Genomic DNA, 16,804 nt, shown 5'->3' with positions numbered 1-16,804 from the left:
GGCCTTGGCACACGGGAGCGGACAGGCTCCCGTGCGCGGCGCAAGGGCCGGACCCCCGAGGAGGGGGGTCCGGCCCTTGCGCCGCGCGGTCCGTCAGGGCAGTTCCCACAGGGTGAGCCGGGTGAGGAAGTCGGGCCTGCCGTCATTGGCGTCGACCTGGACGATCCGCATCATCGCGAGCTTGCCCTCCTTGGTGACGGTGCACAGGATCGTGCCCGGCACGATCTGCTTGGCCACCTGGGCGGCTTCGATCTTGGCGGAGAGCGCGTTGGCCCCGGCCGAGGTCTTGCAGTGTGCGGGGTCGGCGTCCTCGCTGACGCCCGTGGGGGTCTCGAAGTGCAACTCGTAGTTGTCCCTGACCCCGCCGACCTGGGCGTACGACATCTCCATCCGCGAGGAGTCCGCCCCGGACGGGACGGCCTGCGGGGCGTCCAGGTCGAACTTGGTGTATCCCGTGGAGGGCCAGCGCAGCGCGAACGACTGGTCCTGGAAGACGACCTTGTAGGTGCCCGCCTTGGGTGAGGCACCGCCGGCGGGCGCCGTCGCCCCGCCCTGGGGCGTCCCCGACGCGGCCGGCCGGTCGGTCCCGGTCGCGGCCCCGTCCTTGGCCGCGTCGCCCTCGGTGTCGTCCCGGGCGTACGTCCACCCCGCGAAGACCAGGGCCGCGACCGCCACCGCCGCGGCGCCCACCGTCAGCGGGCTCACCCGTCGCCCGGGTGGGCCCGGGGCCGTCACCGCCCCGGGCGGACCCTGTGGGTGTGGCGGCACGGCACCGGCCACCGGTGGCCGGCCCGGGCCCCGACTGTCCGTGGCCGCCGACCCGCCGCCCGTACCCGCACCCGCACCCGCACCCGCACCCGCACCCGCACCCGTACCCGCAGCCGCCGGCGCGGGCGGGCGCGTGGTGCCGCCCCCGTACGGGGTTCCCGCCGTCGGGGCCGCGAGGCCCGAGTGCGCCGCCCGTTCGCGCCCGGCGATGTCCGCCGCCAGCGGGCCGGGCAGCCACTCGCGGAAGTCCCGCAGGTCCCGCCCGGCGAGCGCCTGGCACAGCCCGGCCAGCTCCGACGGCGAGGGCCGGTCCTGCGGATCGGCGGCCAGGCACCGCTCCAGCAGGCCCCGCAGCGGCTCCGGATAGCCGGCGAGGTCCGGCGGGCGCACCGCCGTGTTGGCGATCTGAGTGGCCACCGTGATGGCCCCGGCGTCCCCGTACGGGTGGCGGCCGGTCGCGCAGACGGCGGCGATCAGGCCGAGCGAGAAGACGTCCGTCGCCGGGGTGAGGGGCAGGCCGTTCGCGTGTTCTGGCGACATGTACTGCGGGGTGCCGATGAAGCCGCCGCTGCGCGTGAGCTGGGTGGCGTCGGCCGCCCGGGCGATGCCGAAGTCGATCACCCACGGACCGTCCGAGCCGATGAGCACGTTGCTCGGTTTCAGGTCCCGGTGGATCACCCCCGCCTTGTGCACCGCGTGCAGGGCCTCCGCGGCGCACCCCGTGAGCTGGAGGGCCGCGGCCTGCGGCAGCGGACCGTACAGGGCCAGTACGTCGTCCAGCGCGAGCCCGGGCACGTAGGCGGTGGCCAGCCACGGCACGGCGCCGGCGGTGTCGTGGTCGAGGACGGGGACGACGTGGTAGCCCCGCACCTGCCGGGCCGCCCGGGCCTCCTGCTCGAAGCGCCGCCGGAACTCCGGGTCCCGCGCGTATTCCCGGCGGATCACCTTGAGCGCCACGGGCTGGTTGCCCCGGGTCCGGGACAGGTACACCGAACCCATGCCGCCCTCGCCGATCCGGGCGAGCAGCGGATAACCGGCGATCTCCTGCGGATCGTCGGGCCCCGGAGGCTCCAACTGAGGCCCGGTACCAGTGGTGTTGATGCGATCATCCTCCCCGGTGAGGACTGCGATGCTATATCTGGCGGTACTGCCGACGGCGGAGAACCGGAGAACCGCCGCACCGTCGTCCGGGGGGACGCGTGGAACACCATCTGACGGCGTCGGCCGAGAGCGCCGACCACCTGGTCGAACTGTCCAACGTGGTGCGCCAGACCAACATCGGGCCCCGCGGCCCGCGCTCCCTGCTCCGCTTCGGCCTCGTGCTGCGGGCCCTGCGGGAACTGACGGGAGATCCGGGCGTACGGGTGTACGTGGTCGCCGACACCAGCCTGCTCGGCGGACACCGGGAGTTCGCGGACCCCACGGAGGTCCGCCTGCTGCGCCGCTGGGTGGCCGACGGGCTGGTCGAGGAGGTCGGTGACGCCGACGAGCGGATCCTGGAACTGGCCCGGGTGACCGGCACCCGGGTCGTCACGGGCGACAAGTACGTGGACCACCGCCTCGAACACCCCTGGATCCAGGGCAACACCTGGCAGTTCCTGCGGCCCGAGCCGCGCGGCGGCGGCGCGGTGACCCTCGTCCCGATGGACATGGGGGTCAGCTCGGCGGCCGAGATCTCCCGGCGGATGGAGCTGTCCGCCCTGAAGAAGCAGGGCCTCCTCGGCCCCTCGCGCACCCCGCTCATCGAGGTCGTCACACGGTCCTGGCGCTGCCCGGAGCCCCGCTGCACCCTCTACGACCGGCGCAAGGGCGACCGCGTCCTGTTGCCCCGCATGCGCGGCGGCGCCCCGACCTGCGAGCTGCACGGGCTGCGGCTGGTGGACGACGGACCGCGCCGGGGGACCACCCAGCTGAAGGCCGTCGTCGACGGTGTCTGCGTGGCCCGGTACACCCTCGACGAGGGGGCGCGGGCGCTGGTGGGGCGGCTGCCGGGGCCGGAGGGCATCGCCCTGCACAGCCTCCTGTCGCCCGAGGTCGCCGCCCAGGTCAGCCGCACGCACGTGAGCGTCTCCGCGCACGGGGGCGCGGTCACGGTCCGGGACGTCAGCAGCTACGGCACGCGGATGCGGGTCGCCGGCGGGCGGGGCGGGTTCGGCCCCTGGGAGCCGCTGCCCCCGGACGCCGAGCGGCCGTTCCGCCCGGGCGACGAGGTCGAGCTGGCGACCGGGGTGGTCCTGACCCGCAGCGGACGCCGGTTCCCCGCCGAACTGGCCGACGCGTGGCGCGCGGGGGCCGCGCGGGGCCCCGTACCGCCGAAGGCCGCCGACTCCACCCGCCGGGCCGGGCGGCCCTGGGACGCGGAAGGGCCGGGCGCCCGCTGACGGGGGCCCGGCCCGGTGCGGCGTGTGGCTACAGGCCCTGCCAGGCGGGCTTGTTGGCGAAGGTGTCGCGGAAGTAGTCGGCCAGCTTCAGCTTCGAGGCGGCGGCCTCGTCCACGACGACGGTCGCGTGGCGGTGCAGCTGTAGCGCGGACGCCGGGACCAGCGCGGAGAGCGGGCCCTCGACGGTCTGTGCGACGGCCTCGGCCTTGCCCTCGCCGGTGGCGAGGAGGACCAGGTGGCGGGCGTCGAGGATGGTGCCGATGCCCTGGGTGATGACGTGGTGCGGCACCTGGTCGATGTCGTTGTCGAAGAAGCGCGCGTTGTCCACGCGGGTCTGCTTCGTCAGCGTCTTGATGCGGGTGCGGGAGGCGAGGGAGGAGCAGGGCTCGTTGAAGCCGATGTGCCCGTCCGTGCCGATGCCCAGCAGCTGGAGGTCCACCCCGCCGGCGGCGGCGAGGGCCTGGTCGTAGGCCTCGCACGCGCCCACGATGTCCTCGGCTGAACCGTCCGGGCCCATGAATGAGGCCTCGGACAGCCCGAGCGGCTCCACGACCTCGCGGAGCACCACGGCCCGGTAGGACTCGGGGTGCCCGGCCGGCAGGCCCACGTACTCGTCGAGCTGGCAGATCCGCGCCTTCGAGGCGTCGACCCGGCCGGCCTTCACCTGGGCGGCGAGGGCCTCGTAGATGGGCAGCGGGGTAGAGCCGGTCGCCACGCCGAGCAGGGCCTCGGGCTTGCGGCGGACCAGGGCGGCCATGGCCTCCGCGATGAGTTCGCCGCCTGCCTTGGCGTCCGGGACGATGACAACTTCCACGCGGGGCCTGCCGATCTGAGAGGGGTGCGGACACTTGTGGTATAGACCAATCTAGCAGAGCGCGGCCCCGGAAGGCCGTCCTCCGCCCGTATCCATCGTGATCCCCTTCCCGCCCCCGCGCCCGCCCGGGCGGGTGGGCCGGGCGCGCCTCAGAAGGCCAGCTGGAGGCCGCCCGTGGCGTTCAGGTGCTGGCCCGTGATCCAGCGGGCGTCCGCCGAGGCCAGGAAGGCCACCACGTCGGCCACCTCCTGCGCCGTGCCCACCCGGTCGAAGACGGACCGGGAGGCCGCGTGGGCCCGTGCGCCCGGGTCGGCGAGCCAGGCGGCGTTCAGGTCGGTCTCCGTGATGCCGGGGCCCACCGAGTTCACCGTGATCCCGCGCGGCGCGAGCGCGGCGGCCAGGGAGACGGTGAGCGCGTTCACCGCGCCCTTGGCCATGATCGTGGCCAGGATCGCGGGGAGCGCGATGTCCGGGGTGCCCGTCACGTTCACGATCCGGCCCCCGTCGCGCAGCCGCTCCAGCCCGTGCTTGATCGCGAAGAACGGGGCCCGGGCGTTGAGCGCCTGCACCCGCTCGAAGGTCTCCTCGTCGGTCTCCTCGATGCCCGCGAAGGTCGCCGCCCCGGCGTTGTTCACCAGGACGTCCACCCCCTCCGTCGCCAGCGGATGGGCCCCGTACGCCGCCCAGAGGGCCCGTGCGTCGCCGGGAACCCCCAGCTCCACCCCGATCGCGAAGGCCCGGCCCCCGGCCTCCTCGATGGACCCGACGGTCTCCTTCGCGGCCGACTCGTTGCTGCCGTAGTGCACCGCGACCAGGGCCCCGTCCCGTGCCAGGCGTTCGGCCACGGCCCGGCCGATCCCCCTGCTGCCGCCCGTGACCAGTGCCGTCTTCCCCTTGAGCACGCCCATGACGCGCCCCCCTTCGTCAATGACTAGCGGTCGCTACAGAAAGGGACCGTACCAGATTCCCTAGCGCCCGCTATAGAATCTGCCCATGGTGACCGGACAGCGCGGCAGGCCCCGCTCCTTCGACCGCGACGCCGCCCTCGACCAGGCGATGTACGTCTTCTGGGAGAACGGCTACGAGGCGACGTCCATCGCCGACCTGACCCGGACCCTGGGGATCGGCGCGCCCAGTCTCTACGCCGCCTTCGGCGACAAGCGCAGGCTCTTCGACGAGGTGGTGGTGGTCTACGGCGACCGCTACGCCGACTTCGCGGCCGTGGCACTGGCCGAGGAGCCCACCGCGCGCGCGGCCGTCGGCCGGGTCCTGCGCGAGGCCGCCGACATCTACACGGACCCCGCCCACCCCCCGGGCTGCATGGTGATCAGCGCGGCCGTCAACACCACCTCGCAGGAGGTGGCCGAGGCCCTGCGGGAGCGGCGCGACGCCAACCTGGCGGCGTTCGAGAGCCGGATCCGCGCGGACCTCGCGGCGGGGCTGCTGCCCGCCGGCACGGACCCGCGGGCGCTGGCGCGGTACGCGGGGGCCGTGCTCCAGGGCATGTCGCTCCAGTCCCGCGACGGGGCGGGGCGCGCGGAGCTGGAGGCGGTCGCGGAGCTGGCGATGCTCGCCTGGCCGGAGTGATCACGGATGCGGGCGGGTCCTGCGGTGGGCCGGGAAGGTCGCCGGCGGGAAAAGGGGCCGAGGGGCCCTGACGTTCCTCTGGGCCACACGTTCCTCTGGGCCACGGTGCCAGGACGGGACCCTCAGCCCGCCCGGCACCGTAGCCCGGAGTACTTACGGCCGGCGGGTGTGCGGTTCCCGCGGGCCGGGGAGGTGCCTGCGCGGTCAGGGCAGAGCGCGCGGTTACCTCGTCTCCGTCCTCCTGTGCGGGGAGGGCGGAAGTCTTGGGTCAATTGTGGACTAGACCATTCTGTTCTGTCCATCCAATGACGGTGCACGAAATCCCGTCGGTTCCTCCAACCCTACGCGGGCGGGGCCCCTTCTGGATACTCCTGGGTATTCCCGTGGGGAAAGTCATGGACGTACCCGGGGTACGCTCGCCACGTGCCCTCCATGAACGACCTCGTACGCCAGCACACCGCTCTCAGTGAAACCGACCTGGAGTGGCTCCACCTGCTGGTCTCGGAGTGGCAGCTGCTCTCCGACCTGTCCTTCGCCGACCTCGTGCTGTGGGTTCCGACCCTCGACGGCAGTCGGTACGTGTCCGTCGCGCAGATGCGCCCGAACACCGGTCCGACCTCCTACCAGGACGACATGGTCGGCCACCTGGTGCCCCGCGGTCGCCGGCCGCTCCTGGACGCCGCGCTCGACGAGGGCCGGATCGTGCGCGAGGGCGATCCGGAGTGGCGCGAGGAGGTCCCGGTCCGCGTCGAGTCGATCCCCGTCCGCCGCGAGGGTCGGGTGCTCGGCGTGATCGCCCGCAACACCAACCTGCTCACCGTGCGTACACCGAGCCGGCTGGAGCTGACGTACCTCCAGTCCGCCTCCGACCTCGCCCAGATGATCGCCGCGGGCTCCTTCCCCTTCCCCGGCCAGCAGGTCGACATGGACGCCTCCCCGCGCGTCGGCGACGGCCTGATGCGCCTGGACGCCGACGGCGTCGTGACGTACGCGTCCCCGAACGCGCTCTCCGCCTACCACCGCCTCGGCCTCGCCTCGGACCTGGTCGGCCAGCACCTGGGCACCGCGACCACCGAACTCGCCCCCTCCCGCGGCCCGGTGGACGAGGCGCTCGTCAAGCTGGCCAGTGGCTGGGCCCCGCGCGAGACCGAGGTCGAGGGCAGCGGCGGGGTCATCCAGCTGCGTGCGATCCCGCTCAAGCCCAAGGGGACGCGCATCGGTTCCCTCGTGCTCTGCCGCGACGTCACCGAACTGCGCCGTCGCGAACGTGAACTGATCACGAAGGACGCCACCATCCGGGAGATCCACCACCGGGTGAAGAACAACCTCCAGACGGTGGCCGCCCTCTTGAGGCTCCAGGCCCGGCGGATGGATTCGGAGAACGGCCGGGAGGCGCTGAACGAGGCGGTGCGGCGCGTCGGTTCGATCGCGATCGTGCACGAGACCCTCTCCCAGAACCTCGACGAGCGCGTCGAGTTCGACGAGATCGCCGACCGGGTGATCGCGATGGTCGCCGAGATCTCGCCCGGAAAGGTGCAGTGCCGGCGCACCGGCCGGTTCGGGATCCTGGACGCGGAGGTCGCCACCCCGCTGTCCATGGTGCTGACCGAGATCCTCCAGAACGCCCTGGAGCACGCCTTCGTCCAGGGGGAGGGCGGCACCGTGGAGGTGTCCGCGAGCCGCTCGGGCACCGGCCGCGAAGACGCCCGACTGTTGATCACGGTGCTGGACGACGGGTGCGGACTGCCCGAGGGCTTCGACCCGCAGCGCGCCGGCAACCTCGGGCTGCAGATCGTACGGACCCTCGTGGAGGGGGAACTCGGCGGCACCTTCGACATGCTCCGCGTCGAGCCGCGCGGCACGAAGGTCGTCCTCGACGTGCCGGCGAGCCCGCAGAAGTAGCTCGGGCCCCCGCCGTCCCGGTCACCGAGCGTGACGCGGAAAGCACTGAGCCCCGGACCGAATGGTGTTCGGTCCGGGGCTCAAGAGCACGTTGCTGAGCGCTTCTACGGTTCTACGCGCTGCGGCTCGAGGCTCGAAAGTCGATGTCAGGCGGTGGCGTTGCGCGCCCGATTGCGAGCGGCGCGGCGCTTCATCGCGCGGCGCTCGTCCTCGCTGAGACCGCCCCAGACGCCGGAGTCCTGACCGGACTCGAGCGCCCACTGCAGGCACTGCTCCATGACGGGGCAGCGGCGGCAGACGGCCTTGGCTTCCTCGATCTGCAGCAGCGCAGGACCGGTGTTGCCGATGGGGAAGAAGAGTTCCGGGTCTTCCTCACGACAAACGGCGTTGTGACGCCAGTCCATGGCTGCTCCATCTCCTTGTATTGCGGGCAGGTTGCTTGTGAATGTGAACGCTTTCACGAATCCCCCCGTGAGGGAAGGGCCGACCCCCAGTTGCCTGGTGGGGTCCGAAGATTCGTGGAGGGGTTCTGGCGGTCTGTATGGGTGCCGGGTTCTGCGGGCTGTCCCGATCGCCATGTAGAGATTCGCAAACCTCGGACGGGGATACAACCCCTTCCGGAAAGTTTTTTTGGATTCGTCGGTGTCTACTAGGTCACAGCCCTAGTTCATGTGGGTGGACCGGCGTGTAAACGTTCGAGTGAAAGGACTTTTGGCCCTTCCACTCACACAATCACACGCAGTGCCCGACGAACGCCTGTGAACCGAACGCTGGTGCGCAGTCCGAGGTGGTCCCCGTCCATCTGGAAGGGGAGCGGAACCTTGGAATGCAAGGTGAAGTCGGTCAGATCGTGCAGAGACAACGCGTGCTTGCCGTGCGGGCCTCGTTCAGGAGTCGAGGTCAGCAGCTGTGTGGCGTACCGGGCGACGGCCGGAGTTGACAAACGGTCCAGCGCCAATACGTCAAGTGCGGTATCGAACGAGGCTTCGGGTGAGGCGTAGAGGGGCCGATTGCCCAGGTATGTCCACGGTGAGGTGTTGCACACTATCGACAGCACCAGATCGGTCACCGGATCCGCGCCGGGCTGTTCCAGCGTGATCGTGCCGCGCCGCCGGTTCGGTTCCTCCCAGAACTGACGCATGAGCTGTCGTACATAGAGGGAGTGCGTCGAACGTTTGCCGCGTTCGCGCTGCTGCTCGACCCGCCCCACCACGCCGGCGTCGAAGCCGAACCCCGCGCAGAAGGTGAACCAGCGCGCCGGAACGGATTCGTCCTCGGTCCCCGGGCTGCCGGCGGCCAGGCCCAGCCCGACCGTCCGCTCCCGCTCCTCGCGCAGCGCGTCCAGCAGGGCGCCGGTGGCCTCGACCGCGTCGTTCGGGAGTCCCAGCGCGCGGGCGAACACGTTGGTGGAACCGCCCGGCACCACCGCGAGCCGGGGCAGCCGCTCCGGATCGGGACCGTCGTGCAGGAGTCCGTTGACCACCTCGTTGACGGTGCCGTCACCGCCCAGCGCCACCACCAGGTCGAGTCCCTCGTGCGCGGCCTTGCGGCCCAGGTCACGGGCGTGGCCCCGGTACTCGGTGGTCACCGCCTCCAGCTTCATTTCGCTGGCCAGGGCATGGGTCAGGACGTCGCGCGTGCGCGCACTGGTGGTCGTCGCTGCTGGATTGGCCACGAGAAGTGCACGCATGAGCGCCAGACTACCCACCCCGTCGCGGGTGACCTCGACCGACCGTCCCGTCGTGACCCGGCCGTACGCGGCTACCCTGCTGGGGTGAGTACGAAGCCGACCCCCCGCACCCCCGCCGCCGCCGAGGAACCCGTGGCGCTGCCCGGCCGGCTCACCGCCGCCGCCGCGCTCACCGCCCTCCAAGGGCTGGCCCTGGCCGGACTCGGCCTCTACATGCTGTACGTCGGCATCGCCGGGCACCCCGACTCCCCGCAGCAGGCCGAGACCGGGGGTGTGACCCTGCTGGCCCTGGCCGCGCTCCCGCTCCTCGCGGCGCGCGGGCTGCGCCTGGGCCGCCGCTGGAGTCGCGGCCCGGCACTGATCACCCAGCTGATGGCCCTGCCCGTGGCGTGGACCCTGTGGACCGCCGGCGGTGCGATGGCCGTGGGCGCGGTGGCCCTGGGGCTGACCGCGGTGGCCGTCGGGGCCCTGCTCGTGAACCCGACGGCCACCGAGGCGCTCGGCATCTGACCAGGGCGCCGGCTACTCCTCGACGAGGAGCTTCTCCCGCAGTTGGGCCAGGGTGCGGGCCAGCAGGCGGGAGACGTGCATCTGGGAGATGCCGACCTCCTGCGCGATCTGGGACTGGGTCATGTTGCCGAAGAAGCGGAGCAACAGAATCCGCTTCTCTCTCGGCGGAAGCCCCTCCAGGAGCGGCTTGAGGGACTCGCGGTACTCGACGCCTTCCAGCGCCTCGTCCTCGGATCCCAGCGTGTCCGCCACCGCCGGCGACTCGTCGTCGGTGTCCGGCACGTCCAGGGAGAGCGTGCTGTAGGCATTGGCCGATTCCAGCCCCTCCAGCACCTCCTCCTCGGAGATCCCGAGCCGCTCCGCCAACTCGTGGACCGTGGGGGAGCGACCGTGCTGCTGGGACAGTTCCGCCGTCGCGGTGGTCAGCGAGAGCCGCAGCTCCTGCAACCGCCTGGGGACCCGTACCGCCCAGCCCTTGTCGCGGAAGTGCCGCTTGATCTCGCCGACCACGGTGGGCGTGGCGTAGGTGGAGAACTCGACCCCGCGGTCCGGGTCGAAGCGGTCCACCGACTTGATCAGCCCGATGGTGGCGACCTGCGTCAGGTCGTCGAGCGGCTCGCCGCGGTTGCGGAAGCGCCGCGCCAGGTGCTCGACCAACGGCAGGTGCATCCGCACGAGGCGGTTGCGCAGCTCCGCCCGCTCCAGCGATCCCTCGGGCAACTCGCGCAGCTCGAAGAACAGGGCCCGCGCGCCACTGCGGTCGCGCGGATCCGGCAACGCCGGGGGCGCGACCGGCGCCTGAAGGACCGGCGCCTCCGGAGCCGGTACCGCCGGAGCCTGAGCTTCCGGAGCCGGCGCCTCCGGGGCCGTGGCAGCGGCCTCCGGTGGCTCGGTCTGGTCGTGCTGGTTCTCGCTCACAGGGCCCGCCCGTCGCTCCGCCGAGTCCGAAAAGCCGTTGTCCGCATCCGAGTCGGCGGGGTGCGGCCGGGCGTGGTGCTGCTCCGGGATGCCGCCGTCGACCTCGTGCCGTACCCGGGGCCGATCCCCGCCCCGCACCGGGATCTCCCCGCCGCTCACGCCGGGCCTGGCCCCGCGCCGCGCTGTTTGTAGAGACTGATGCTCACCGTCCGGTTCTCCTCGACCGTGGCCTCGACCTTGCCGGCCAGCGCCGACAGGACCGTCCACGCGAACGTGTCGCGCTCCGGCGCGCGCCCGTCGGTGGTGGGCGCGGAAACGGTCACCTCCAGCGAATCGTCCACCAAACGGAAGACGCAGCTGAGGACGGAGCCCGGCACGGCCTGCTGGAGCAGGATCGCGCAGGCCTCGTCCACCGCGATGCGGAGGTCCTCGATCTCGTCGAGGGTGAAGTCCAAACGTGCCGCGAGTCCGGCCGTGGCCGTTCGCAGCACCGACAGGTAGGCACCCGCAGCCGGCAGCCGGACTTCCACGAAGTCCTGGGTCCCGGGCTCGCCTGCGATCTGGGACACCCTCACCTCCAAGGTGGTACGAGCTCTGTTCGCCGGTGACGCTATCGCGATCCGGGCGATCGTGTCGCGGCACCCCTCATGACGCCCGTTGTCAGAGCCCCCGGGCCGACCATGCCTGCGCCCGGTGACTGATGGTAAGCCCAGGGGTACACACAGTGGCTAGGGGTCTGCGGGCCCAATTCAGGGGAACCGGCGGAGGGTTGACCTACCCCGCCTCAGACGATCGAACCGTGGACAAAACACCACCGCCAGGTCTCGCCGGGTTCGAAGCTCCGCATCACCGGGTGGTCGGTGTCCTTGTGGTGCGCGGTGGCGTGCCGGTACGGAGAGGAGTCGCAGCATGCCACGTACCCGCAGCCAAGGCACATCCGGAGTTGCACCGGATGGCTCCCGAGGACCTGACATTCGGTGCATGTCAGGGCGAGGGGGACGGGCTCGGGGCGCGGCAATTCGGCTACGTGGGTGCACTCGCTCATGATGGCCAGCGTACGGGCGACGGACGACGGAGGACGGACATCATGGAGGTACTGCCGCTGGTGGCGCTGGTCGCCGGGAGCGCCGCGGTGGCCGGACTGGCCCGCCGCACACCGGTACCGGCGCCGCTGATGCTGGTCGCCGTCGGTCTGATCGCGGCCTACGTCCCGGGCGTGCCCTCCTACGCCCTCGACCCGCACATCGTGCTCCCGCTGCTGCTCCCGCCGCTGCTGCACACCGCCGCTGTGGACAGCTCGTACCTGGACCTGCGGGCCAACATCCGGCCCGTGGCCCTGCTCTCGGTGGGGTACGTGCTCTTCGCGACCGTCGCCGTCGGCTACGCGGCGTACCTGCTGGTGCCGGGGCTCTCGCTGCCGGTGGCGCTGGTGCTGGGCGCGGTGATCGCGCCGCCCGACGCGGTCGCGGCCACCGCGATCGCCCGCAAGCTCGGGCTGCCGAACCGGATGACGACGATCCTCCAGGGGGAGTCCCTGGTCAACGACGCGACCGCGATCACCGCCTACAAGGTGGCCCTGGCCGCGGCGGTCGGGGTGGGCGCCGGCTGGGCGGGCGGCATCGCGGAGTTCCTGCTGGCCTCCGTCGGCGGGGTGGGCGTCGGCCTGCTGCTGATGGTGCCGATCCACCACCTGCGCACGCACCTGAAGGAGCCGCTGCTCCAGAACACCCTCTCGTTGCTGATCCCCTTCGTGGCCTACGCGGCGGCCGAACGGGTGCACGCCTCCGGGGTGCTGGCCGTCGTCGTCGTGGCCCTGTACCTGGGCCACCGCAACTGGCAGGTGGACTTCGCGACCCGGCTCCAGGAGGAGGCGGTGTGGAAGGTGGTCGCCTTCCTGCTGGAGTCCGTCGTCTTCGCGCTGATCGGGCTCCAGCTCCCGGTGGTCCTCAAGGGCCTGGGGGAGTACGAGGGTTCGGCCGCGGCCCGCTACGCCGTCGTGGTGTTCCTCGCGGTGGTCGTGGCGCGGTACCTGTGGGTGTTCCCGGCGACCTTCCTGCCGCGGTGGATCTCGGACCGGGTCCGCCGGCGGGAGCCCGAGACCGACTGGAAGGCCCCGGTGATCGTCGGATGGGCGGGGATGCGCGGCGTGGTCTCGCTGGCCATCGCCTTCTCCGTGCCGAACGAGGTGCCGCACCGCAACCTGATCCTCTTCCTCACCTTCACGACGGTCATCGCCACCCTGGTGGTGCAGGGCCTGACGCTGCCTCCGCTGATCCGGCTGCTCAAACTGCCGCCGAAGGACGTCCAGGCCGAGACGCTCGCCGAGGCCCAGGCCCAGAGCGAGGCCTCGCGGGCGGCGGACGAACGCCTGGACGAACTCCTGGAGGACCCGGCCAACAGCACCCTGCCGCCCCCTCTCGTGGACCGGCTGCGCACGGTGATGGAACGCCGCCGCAACTCGGTCTGGGAGCGGCTGGGCGAGGTCAACCCGGTGACGGGGGAGTCCGCCGACGACGTCTACCGCCGGTTGTCCCGGGAGATGATCGGCGCCGAACGGGAGGTCTTCGTGACCCTGCGGGACCACCGACGCATCGACGACGAGATGCTCCGGGCCCTGCTGCGACGCCTGGATCTGGAGGAGGCCGCGGCCTACCGCGAGGAGGGCTGATCGGGGGCGGTCAGGGTGAGCCCGTGATCACGGCGGTCAGGGTCGTGCCCCGGGGGAACGCCGCGGCGCCGGTCAGGGCCGTCAGGGCCCACAGGAGCTTCGCCACGTAGATCCGCTCCACCGGGAGCCCGTGGCGGGACTCGAAGTCGGCGGCGAAGGCGTCGAGCACCGCCGGGACCTTGGCGTAGCCCCCGTGGTCGAAGCCCTCGGCCAGGCTCCAGTCGCCCGCCGGGCCGCCGAAGGCCCGGGTCTGGAGGGAACGTATCTCCGCCCCGAGGAAGCCCCCCGCCAGGACGGGCACGCCCAGCGCCCGCTGCTCCGGGTCGAGTCCGGACGCCAGCCCGGCCAGGGTGCCCCCCGTACCGCAGGCCACCGCCACCAGTTCGCCGGAGCCGCGCAGTTCGCGGCCGAGTTCCGCGCAGCCCTCCAGCGCGAGGGGGTTGCTGCCGCCCTCGGGGACGACGTACGCGCCCTCGGCCCCGGCGGCGGTCAGGAGCGCCGCCAGGGGGGCGGGGTCGGCCTTGGCGCGGTAGGCCGCGCGGGTCACGAAGTGCAGCCGCATGCCGTCCGCCGCGCAGCGGGTGAGGGAGTCGTTGAGGGGGAGCCCGGCGAGTTCGTCCCCGCGGACGATCCCGACCGTCTCCAGGCCGAGCAGCCGCCCGGCCTTCGCGGTGGCCCTCAGGTGGTTGGAGTAGGCCCCGCCGAAGGTGACGAGCCGGTCGTGCCCCGCCTCCAGCGCCGCCCGGAGGTTCGGCGCGAGCTTGCGCCACTTGTTGCCGGGCAGCGAGGGGTGCACCAGGTCGTCCCGCTTGAGCAGCAGCCGTACGCCGTGCGCCGCGAAGCGCTCGTCTCGGACCTCCTGCACCGGGGAGGGGGGCCGGGGGAGCAGTTCGGGGTGGGTCACCCCGCCATTGTGGGCCGCAGGCCCCTGAAGACGTCGCACTCGGCCCCCCTGCCCAGGGCGCGGGGGGATATCCGCCGGTCGGCCGCCGGTCATGCGTCCGTCAGGCGCAGGGTGACGTAGGCGACGTCGGCGCCGGGGAGGAGGTAGCGGTCCGTCTCGGTGAAGCCGTGGGCCAGGGCGAAGCGGAGGCCGTCCCCGTTGGACGCGAGCACGATGGTCTCGACCGCCGCGGGCGCCAGGGCGCGGGCCCGTCGCAGGCCGTGGGCGTAGAGCGCGGCGCCGTGGCCGCGGCGTCGGTGTGCGGGTAGGACGCGGGCGATCACGGTGGCCACGGAGTCGTTGGCCGGGGTGGGCGGGCGCACGGTCGAGCAGCCGACGGGGGTGTCGCCGAGGCGGGCGACGTACAGGCGATTGCGCCCGGAGCGTTCGCGCACCTCGGCGGGGGTGAGGGGATCGGGTGGGATGACGAGGTTGTGGACGTCGTGCCACTGGAGCAGGGCCGTCTCGTCGTCGGCCCGGACCCGTGTGACGCGCAGGACGTGTGTATCGGACATCCGGTCAGACAATCGGCCCGGACCGGGCCCGTCAAGGCGGATTCCCGGTCGAGGCGGGGTCCGGTTCGTGGTGGCGGTTTCCCTACTTCAGACGTTCGGCGATGCGCGCTCTCATCGAATCCATCGTGAACCCCTTGGGATCGATCTTGCCGGGCTGCCATTCGAGGTGGCCGATGACCGAGCGGGCGCCCCAGCCGTGGACCCGGCACAGGGCGGCGGCCGCGCGGGCGATGGCGTCGAGCTGGACCGCCGGCCACGGGTCCTCGCCGTCGCCGAGGTTCTCGCACTCGAAGCCGTAGAAGGCGCGGTTGCCGTCGGTGTCGGCGTGGTGGTCGGCGGGGAGCCGCTTCTCGGCGATCACCGCCGCGAGGACGTCGGAGTCCCCGGCGCCCGCGTGGTTGGCGCGGCCGTAGCCCACGAGGTGGACCCGGCCGTCCTTGGTGATGACCCCGTGGCACAGCGGTCCGGGCAGGGCGCTGTCCCCGTCGCGGCAGAGCTGCACGGTGTAGGCGGTTCCGTGCGTGACGGTGTGGTGGACCATCACCCCGTGGACGGGGCCCCAGGGCCCCTTGTGGTTGCGGTTGTGGGTGCGCCATTGCCCCACCTCGACGACGATGAGGCCTTCGGCGCGCAGAGCCTGGACGAAGCGGTCTGCGGACATGGGTGCGGACACGGCCGCCTCCTTCGTGGTGCGTGACGTGCGCACACTCCGTGTGCGTTCCGTCACGTTCCGGTGTAGTGGAGGCGGCCCTTCCGCGGCTAGGGCGTTCGTACGGCGTGCGATCGGATCCGGCCACGCGGCCGATCACGCGGCGGGGCCGTCAGGAGGAGGCCAACCACAGGTCCGGCCCGAAGACCTCGTAGTGGACGTCGGCCGGGGCCACGCCCTTGGCGATCAACTGCGCACGCACCCCCCGCATGAAGGGGAGGGGGCCACACAGGTAGGCCGAGGTGCCCGGGGCGACCGGGACGGCGCCCAGGTCCATGTGGCCGACGCCGTCGCCCGCCTCGCCGGACTCCTCGTACCAGAAGTGGGCCCGGGCGTCGGAGAGCTTGTGGGTCAGGGCACGGTGGTCGGCGCGCAGAGCGTGGTCGGCGGGGCTCCGGTCGGCGTGCAGGACGGTGACGGGGGCGCCGTGGCCGGTGTCGGCCAGGTGCTCCAGCATCGACAGCATCGGGGTGCAGCCGATGCCCGCCGAGGCCAGCAGCACCGGCGCGCCGGAGTCGCGCAGGACCAGGTCCCCGTACGGGGCGGACACGCGCAGGGTGCCGCCGGCGCGGACGTGGGCGTGGAGGTGGTGGGAGACCTCGCCGGCGGGGCCGCCCGTCGCCGGGCCGCCGGCGCGCTTGACGGTGAGGGCGCGGACCGGGGAGCCGGGCGCGCAGGAGAGGCTGTACTGCCGGATCTGGCGGGCTCCGTCGGGGAGTTCGACCTGGACGGAGACGTACTGGCCGGGCTTGGCCGCGGGCGGCCGGCCGCCGTCGGCCGGGAGGAGGTGGAAGGTGGCGCAGTCCGCCGTCTCCTCGATCCGGGCCACTACGGTCCACTCCCGCCAGACGTCGCCGGCGACGACCCGCTGCTCGGCGTAGAGGCGTTCCTCGGCGGCGGCGAGGGCATTGGCCATCAGCCAGTAGACCTCGTCCCAGGCCCGGGCCACCTCCGGGGTGACGGCCTCGCCGAGGACCTCGGCGATGGCGGCGAAGAGGTGCTCGTGGACGACCGGGTACTGCTCGCGGGTGACACCGAGGGAGGCGTGCTTGTGGGCTATCCGGTTCAGCATCACGTCGGGGCGGGTGTCCGGGCGCTCCACCAGGTGGCCGGCGAAGGCGGCGATGGAGCCGGCGAGGGCCTGCTTCTGGAGACCGGTGTTCTGGTTGCCGCGGTTGAACAGGTCCCGGAGCAGGGCCGGGTGGGCCGCGAACAGCTTCGCGTAGAACAGCTCCGCGATGTCGCCGATGGCCGCGCCGACGGCGGGCAGGGTGGCGCGGACGGTCGCGGTCGACTTCTCGGACAGCATGCGGTGCTCCTCGTTTAATTGGTATCGCACATTCATATTTTGGGGTGCGACGCGACTCCGTGGCAGTACGGAATTTTGTTCGAGAGTGTC

General features: G+C 72.4%; 17 protein-coding genes. 5 read left to right on the top strand and 12 right to left on the bottom strand.

The genetic code is table 11. From position 1 onward, the window contains the following. Positions 1 to 93: 93 nt before the first annotated feature. The gene (locus tag ACIOD1_RS01360; RefSeq protein ID WP_401899519.1) at positions 94 to 1,842 is read right to left on the bottom strand and encodes a serine/threonine-protein kinase; all 1,749 of its coding nucleotides are present in this window, start codon (positions 1,840 to 1,842) and stop codon (positions 94 to 96) included. Positions 1,843 to 1,967: 125 nt separating this feature from the next. Here ACIOD1_RS01360 and ACIOD1_RS01355 point away from each other — a divergent pair, with 125 nt between their 5' ends. After that, a complete protein-coding gene (locus ACIOD1_RS01355; RefSeq protein WP_365618585.1) occupies positions 1,968 to 3,149 on the top strand; it encodes an FHA domain-containing protein in 1,182 nt (393 codons plus the stop codon). A gap of 28 nt (positions 3,150 to 3,177) precedes the next feature. On the opposite strand, the gene nagB is transcribed toward ACIOD1_RS01355, so the two are convergent. Both nagB and ACIOD1_RS01345 read right to left on the bottom strand, forming a co-directional pair. Beyond that, entirely contained in the window at positions 3,178 to 3,963 is a 786-nt protein-coding gene (gene nagB / locus ACIOD1_RS01350; protein ID WP_365618582.1) for a glucosamine-6-phosphate deaminase, read from the bottom strand. A gap of 149 nt (positions 3,964 to 4,112) precedes the next feature. After that, entirely contained in the window at positions 4,113 to 4,871 is a 759-nt protein-coding gene (locus ACIOD1_RS01345) for an SDR family oxidoreductase (protein ID WP_401899515.1), read from the bottom strand. 85 nt (positions 4,872 to 4,956) lie between these two features. Between ACIOD1_RS01345 and ACIOD1_RS01340 the strand changes: the two genes are divergently transcribed. Both ACIOD1_RS01340 and ACIOD1_RS01335 read left to right on the top strand, forming a co-directional pair. After that, a complete protein-coding gene (locus tag ACIOD1_RS01340) occupies positions 4,957 to 5,550 on the top strand; it encodes a TetR/AcrR family transcriptional regulator (protein ID WP_365618576.1) in 594 nt (197 codons plus the stop codon). A 432-nt stretch (positions 5,551 to 5,982) separates the two neighbouring features. Further along, complete coding sequence (locus tag ACIOD1_RS01335; RefSeq protein WP_365618654.1) at positions 5,983 to 7,452, top strand: PAS domain-containing sensor histidine kinase; 1,470 nt, start codon at positions 5,983 to 5,985, stop codon at positions 7,450 to 7,452. A gap of 146 nt (positions 7,453 to 7,598) precedes the next feature. On the opposite strand, the gene ACIOD1_RS01330 is transcribed toward ACIOD1_RS01335, so the two are convergent. Both ACIOD1_RS01330 and ACIOD1_RS01325 read right to left on the bottom strand, forming a co-directional pair. Further along, positions 7,599 to 7,856, bottom strand: coding sequence for a WhiB family transcriptional regulator (locus ACIOD1_RS01330; RefSeq protein ID WP_004937597.1), 258 nt, complete (start codon positions 7,854 to 7,856; stop codon positions 7,599 to 7,601). Between the two features lie 320 nt (positions 7,857 to 8,176). Next, positions 8,177 to 9,142 (bottom strand): diacylglycerol kinase family protein, encoded by a 966-nt coding sequence (locus tag ACIOD1_RS01325; RefSeq protein WP_365618573.1) that lies wholly within the window; start codon positions 9,140 to 9,142, stop codon positions 8,177 to 8,179. Between the two features lie 84 nt (positions 9,143 to 9,226). Between ACIOD1_RS01325 and ACIOD1_RS01320 the strand changes: the two genes are divergently transcribed. Then, complete coding sequence (locus ACIOD1_RS01320; RefSeq protein ID WP_365618570.1) at positions 9,227 to 9,652, top strand: hypothetical protein; 426 nt, start codon at positions 9,227 to 9,229, stop codon at positions 9,650 to 9,652. 12 nt (positions 9,653 to 9,664) lie between these two features. On the opposite strand, the gene ACIOD1_RS01315 is transcribed toward ACIOD1_RS01320, so the two are convergent. From ACIOD1_RS01315 to ACIOD1_RS01305, 3 genes are all read right to left on the bottom strand, one after another. Beyond that, positions 9,665 to 10,729, bottom strand: coding sequence for an RNA polymerase sigma factor SigF (locus tag ACIOD1_RS01315; RefSeq protein WP_401899512.1), 1,065 nt, complete (start codon positions 10,727 to 10,729; stop codon positions 9,665 to 9,667). Continuing rightward, a complete protein-coding gene (locus ACIOD1_RS01310; protein WP_008741530.1) occupies positions 10,726 to 11,139 on the bottom strand; it encodes an anti-sigma regulatory factor in 414 nt (137 codons plus the stop codon). The genes ACIOD1_RS01315 and ACIOD1_RS01310 overlap by 4 nt, the downstream gene beginning before the upstream one ends. Positions 11,140 to 11,354: 215 nt before the next feature. Then, positions 11,355 to 11,615 (bottom strand): UBP-type zinc finger domain-containing protein, encoded by a 261-nt coding sequence (locus ACIOD1_RS01305; protein WP_365618566.1) that lies wholly within the window; start codon positions 11,613 to 11,615, stop codon positions 11,355 to 11,357. 42 nt (positions 11,616 to 11,657) lie between these two features. On the opposite strand from ACIOD1_RS01305, the gene ACIOD1_RS01300 reads away from it, so the two are divergent. After that, complete coding sequence (locus tag ACIOD1_RS01300; RefSeq protein WP_401899509.1) at positions 11,658 to 13,238, top strand: Na+/H+ antiporter; 1,581 nt, start codon at positions 11,658 to 11,660, stop codon at positions 13,236 to 13,238. 10 nt (positions 13,239 to 13,248) lie between these two features. Here the strand turns inward: ACIOD1_RS01300 and ACIOD1_RS01295 are convergent, their stop codons facing one another. From ACIOD1_RS01295 to ACIOD1_RS01280, 4 genes are all read right to left on the bottom strand, one after another. Then, positions 13,249 to 14,142, bottom strand: coding sequence for a 1-aminocyclopropane-1-carboxylate deaminase/D-cysteine desulfhydrase (locus ACIOD1_RS01295; protein WP_401899506.1), 894 nt, complete (start codon positions 14,140 to 14,142; stop codon positions 13,249 to 13,251). An 89-nt stretch (positions 14,143 to 14,231) separates the two neighbouring features. Then, the gene (locus ACIOD1_RS01290; protein WP_401899504.1) at positions 14,232 to 14,696 is read right to left on the bottom strand and encodes a GNAT family N-acetyltransferase; all 465 of its coding nucleotides are present in this window, start codon (positions 14,694 to 14,696) and stop codon (positions 14,232 to 14,234) included. A gap of 82 nt (positions 14,697 to 14,778) precedes the next feature. Beyond that, on the bottom strand, positions 14,779 to 15,369 hold the full coding sequence (locus ACIOD1_RS01285; protein WP_401899502.1) for an N-acetylmuramoyl-L-alanine amidase: 591 nt from the start codon (positions 15,367 to 15,369) through the stop codon (positions 14,779 to 14,781). Positions 15,370 to 15,517: 148 nt separating this feature from the next. Further along, entirely contained in the window at positions 15,518 to 16,714 is a 1,197-nt protein-coding gene (locus ACIOD1_RS01280; protein WP_401899500.1) for a globin domain-containing protein, read from the bottom strand. Positions 16,715 to 16,804: the final 90 nt, after the last annotated feature.

It is taken from the genome of Streptomyces sp. NPDC088097, assembly GCF_044741845.1.
GTDB lineage: Bacteria > Actinomycetota > Actinomycetes > Streptomycetales > Streptomycetaceae > Streptomyces.
The sequence above is the reverse complement of the archived record's forward strand: the minus strand, read 5'-3'. Positions and strand labels throughout refer to the sequence as shown.

Excerpts from the sequence above, each read along its gene's own strand:
- ACIOD1_RS01305 (WP_365618566.1), bottom strand. The coding sequence starts at position 11,615 with ATGAGCGAGTGCACCCACGTAGCCGAATTGCCGCGCCCCGAGCCCGTC.
- ACIOD1_RS01280 (WP_401899500.1), bottom strand. The coding sequence starts at position 16,714 with ATGCTGTCCGAGAAGTCGACCGCGACCGTCCGCGCCACCCTGCCCGCC.
- ACIOD1_RS01300 (WP_401899509.1), top strand. The coding sequence starts at position 11,658 with ATGGAGGTACTGCCGCTGGTGGCGCTGGTCGCCGGGAGCGCCGCGGTG.
- ACIOD1_RS01335 (WP_365618654.1), top strand. The coding sequence starts at position 5,983 with ATGAACGACCTCGTACGCCAGCACACCGCTCTCAGTGAAACCGACCTG.
- ACIOD1_RS01290 (WP_401899504.1), bottom strand. The coding sequence starts at position 14,696 with ATGTCCGATACACACGTCCTGCGCGTCACACGGGTCCGGGCCGACGAC.
- ACIOD1_RS01340 (WP_365618576.1), top strand. The coding sequence starts at position 4,957 with ATGGTGACCGGACAGCGCGGCAGGCCCCGCTCCTTCGACCGCGACGCC.
- ACIOD1_RS01345 (WP_401899515.1), bottom strand. The coding sequence starts at position 4,871 with ATGGGCGTGCTCAAGGGGAAGACGGCACTGGTCACGGGCGGCAGCAGG.
- ACIOD1_RS01325 (WP_365618573.1), bottom strand. The coding sequence starts at position 9,142 with ATGCGTGCACTTCTCGTGGCCAATCCAGCAGCGACGACCACCAGTGCG.
- ACIOD1_RS01330 (WP_004937597.1), bottom strand. The coding sequence starts at position 7,856 with ATGGACTGGCGTCACAACGCCGTTTGTCGTGAGGAAGACCCGGAACTC.